This is a genomic window from Candidatus Methylomirabilota bacterium, from assembly GCA_035315345.1.
GTDB lineage: Bacteria > Methylomirabilota > Methylomirabilia > Rokubacteriales > CSP1-6 > CAMLFJ01.
The window spans coordinates 1-3,504 of sequence record DATFYA010000036.1; the positions used below are offsets into that span (position 1 = coordinate 1).

Sequence of the window (3,504 nt, forward strand, 5' to 3'; positions counted from 1 at the left end):
CCGGGTCGGCTCGAGATACCGTCGGCGCTCCTCCGCGTCCATGGCGTCGTCCTTTCCGCGGGCTCAGGCCGCCGCGATCTCCCGGACCGCCGGCAATACCCAGTGGCCTGCCTCCTCCAGCCCGGGGCCCGAGGCCACGTCCGGGATCGTGAACAGGAAGTGCCGCACTCCCGCCGCGACGTAGGCGCGGATGCGCGCCGCGCAGGCCTCCGCGGACCCCACGATGTGCCCTTCGGCCGGAATGCCCGCGAAGCGCTCGCGCACCGCCGCGGCGCGCCCCGCATCGCCGTCGGCGATGAGCAGCGCGGTGACCGAGCGGGCGAGCGCGGCGGGATCGCGGCCGGCCTCCCGGCACGCCGCGTCCAGGTAGGGCGCGCGCGCCGCGATGCGCTCGGGTCCCCACCAGCGCACGTTGACGCCGTCGGCGGCGCGCGCGGCCAGGCGGTGCAGGCGGTCGCCCTCGCCGCCGATCCAGATCGGCGGGTGCGGCCGCTGCACGGGCGGCGGATCGCACGCCGCGCCGTCGATCGCGTAGTGACGGCCCGCGAAGCGCGGCTCCGCCTCGGTCCACATGCGCCGGATGATCTCGACGCCCTCCGCGAGCTGATCGATGCGCTCGCCGATGCGCGGGAACGGGATGCCGTAGGCGCGGTACTCCTGCTCGAACCACCCCGCCCCCAGCCCCAGGTCGAGGCGCCCCTCGCTGATGACGTCGAGGGTGGCCGCCATCTTGGCCAGCACCGCGGGCGAGCGGTAGGAGTGGCAGAGCACGCTGGTGCCGAGACGCAGCCGGCGGGTGTCGCGGGCCAGCGCGGAGAGCGCGGTCCAGCACTCCAGCAGCGGCATCGAGCGCCGCTCCGGCCGCCGCGCGGCGGCCGCCCCGTCCCGCGCGATGCCCGCGTCCTCTACGTAGGAACCCGGATCCAGCGTCAGGAAATGGTCGCAGAGCCAGATCGAGTCGAAGCCGAGCGCCTCCGCCTCGGCGGCGACGCGACGCATCTGATCGTACGACGTCACCGCCAGGCCTCGGATCGTCAGCGCGAGGATCAGGCCGAAGTGCAGGTCGGTGGGCACGCGAGGATCTCCGCGCGGAGCCTACCACAGCGGCGCGCCGAAGGTGGACGCCGCCGCCGCGTGCGTGTTATAAGGCCGTCACACATCTGCCACCTCGGAGCGGAGGAGCCAACATGAGCGCGATCACGCGGCGAACCCTACTCAAGTCCATCGCGGGAGCCGGCGCCGCCACCGCGGTCTCCGGCTTCCCCTTCGTCAACCGGCAGGCCCTCGGCCAGCAGGCGATCAAGGTCGGGGTGGTGGTGCCGATGACGGGCCCGATGGCGCTCGAGGCGCAGGAGATGCTCGCGGCCACCCAGATCGCGGTGGAGGACGTCAACGCGGCGGGCGGCGTGATGGGCCGCAAGGTCGAGACGGTCATCCGCGACTCCGAGTTCAAGCCGGAGGTGGCCAAGCGCAAGGCCACCGAGCTGATCGAGGTGGAGAAGGCCGCGTTCCTGGTCGGGGCCATCGTGGGCTTCGAGGGCATCGCGATGGCGGAGGTCGGCTGCAAGAACGACGTGATCGTGAGCTTCTTCGGCCAGAACTTCCTGACCGTCAAGGGCAAGATGTGCAAGTACCAGTTCGGCAACAACCTCACGCCGTACCAGACCGCGGCCGCCGCCGCCCACTTCGTGGACGCCCAGAAGATGGGCAAGAAGTGGCACATGCTCGCCAACAACTACTCGTGGCCGCAGATGTTCGAGCGCGCCTACTCCCTGGTCGCCAAGCAGGTCGGCGCGGACTGGACCGGCGTGACGTGGGCCCCGCTCGGCACCCGCGACTTCCTGCCCTTCCTGCCCAAGGTGGCCGCGGCCAAGGCCGACGTGGTCTTCATCACCACCTGGGCCGCCGACCAGGTCGCGTGCGCCAAGCAGGTGCAGGAGTTCGGGCTCGCCAAGCAGGCCCGCGTGATCCACTCGATCACCGAGCTGACGTTCGCGGAGGCGGCGGGCGCCGGCGTGTACGACGGCTTCTACTCGGGGATGCCGTGGTACTGGCAGCTCAAGGACAAGTACCCGGCGGCCAGGCGCTACTACGACCGGCACATGGCCCTGCGCAAGCGCGCGCCCGGCGGCTACACCGCGTCCACCTACTCCACGGTGCGCCTCCTGCTCGAGACCGCCAACGACGTGAAGTCGCTCGAGACCGACAAGGTCACCCGCGCGCTCGAGGGGCGAAAGTTCCAGCACCTGAAAGGCCCCGAGCAGATCCGGGCGTGCGACCACGTGAACATGCAGGAGGTGTTCCTCTGCAAGGGCAAGCCAGCCGTCGCGATGAAGGACCAGTGGGACTTCTTCGAGATCGTCCAGAGCGTGAGCGGCGAGACCACGTCCGAGTCGTGCGAGGGCGAAGGCTTCGATCCGAAGAAGCCGCTGAGCCAGCAGATCTGACGGCGCGCTCGATCTGACGCTCTTCGGCTTCCCGCTCGACGTCTGGTACGCCCAGCTGTTCATCGGGCTGGTGAACGGCTGCATCCTGATCCTGGTCGCCCTCGGCCTGTCCATCGTCTTCGGCCTGATGGGGATCATCAACTTCGCCCACGGCATCTTCTACATGCTGGGGGCCTACGCGGGCTGGCTCACCATCCAGCTCACCGGCAGCTTCTGGCTCGCCCTGCTCACCGCGCCGCTCGCGGTCGGCCTCGTGGGCGTGCTGGTCGAGCGCGGCGTGCTCTCGCGGATCTACGGAACCAAGAACGCCAACTTCGCGGGCGTGCTCGTGACCTACGGGCTCGCGATCATGATCCCGGACCTGGTGCGCATGACCTTCGGGCGGCCCGGCAAGCCGTTCGCGATTCCGGAGGCGCTCACCGGCTCGCTCTTCCGTCTGGGCGCCCTCGACGTGCACGCCTATCGCGTGTTCATCCTGGCCGTGACCGCCGGGCTCCTGCCCCTGCTGTGGATCCTGCTCAACCGCACCAACCTCGGCCTGGTGATCCGGGCGGGCACCAGCGACAACCTCATGGTGCAGCTGCTCGGCATCAACGTGGCGCGCACGTGGACGACCACCTACGCCCTGGGGGCCGCCCTCGCCGCGTTCGCGGGCGTGATCACCGCGCCGCTGGTGGCGGTGGCTCCCGAGATGGGCGGCCTCGTGCTCATCGAGTGCTTCATCGTGACGGTGGTCGGCGGCATGGGCAGCTTCCTCGGGGTGGTGGCGGGCGGGCTCCTGATCGGCGAGACCCTCGCCCTGACCGGCATGCTCTACGACGTGCTCGCCGACGTCATCATTTATCTCGCGATGGCGGTCGTCCTCCTCGTGCGCCCTCGGGGCCTCTTCGGCGAGGAGGGGATGTCAGGGGAGTGAAACCGCTCCTGCTCGCGGCGGTCGTGCTGGCCACGGCGCCGCTCTACGCGAACTACACGCCCTTTTACCTGGCCCTGCTCACCGAGGTGCTCGTCTTCGGGCTCTTCGCCCTCGCCTACGACGTCCTTCTCGGCCACACGG

The 3,504-nt window shown here is 70.2% G+C and carries 3 protein-coding genes; 2 read left to right on the plus strand and 1 reads right to left on the minus strand.

Annotation, left to right across the window (positions count from 1 at the left end):
• Nucleotides 1-63: 63 nt before the first annotated feature.
• Entirely contained in the window at nucleotides 64-1,074 is a 1,011-nt protein-coding gene (locus tag VKN16_04855; GenBank protein ID HME93528.1) for a TIGR03560 family F420-dependent LLM class oxidoreductase, read from the minus strand.
• Between the two features lie 113 nt (nucleotides 1,075-1,187).
• Here VKN16_04855 and VKN16_04860 point away from each other — a divergent pair, with 113 nt between their 5' ends.
• Both VKN16_04860 and VKN16_04865 read left to right on the plus strand, forming a co-directional pair.
• A complete protein-coding gene (locus tag VKN16_04860) occupies nucleotides 1,188-2,447 on the plus strand; it encodes an ABC transporter substrate-binding protein (GenBank protein ID HME93529.1) in 1,260 nt (419 codons plus the stop codon).
• A gap of 70 nt (nucleotides 2,448-2,517) precedes the next feature.
• Nucleotides 2,518-3,363, plus strand: a complete 846-nt coding sequence (locus VKN16_04865) for a branched-chain amino acid ABC transporter permease (protein HME93530.1) — start codon at nucleotides 2,518-2,520, stop codon at nucleotides 3,361-3,363.
• Nucleotides 3,364-3,504: the final 141 nt, after the last annotated feature.

Bases quoted from the DNA above. Each gene is read 5' to 3' on its own strand.
- VKN16_04860 (HME93529.1), top strand. From the start codon at position 1,188: ATGAGCGCGATCACGCGGCGAACCCTACTCAAGTCCATCGCGGGAGCC.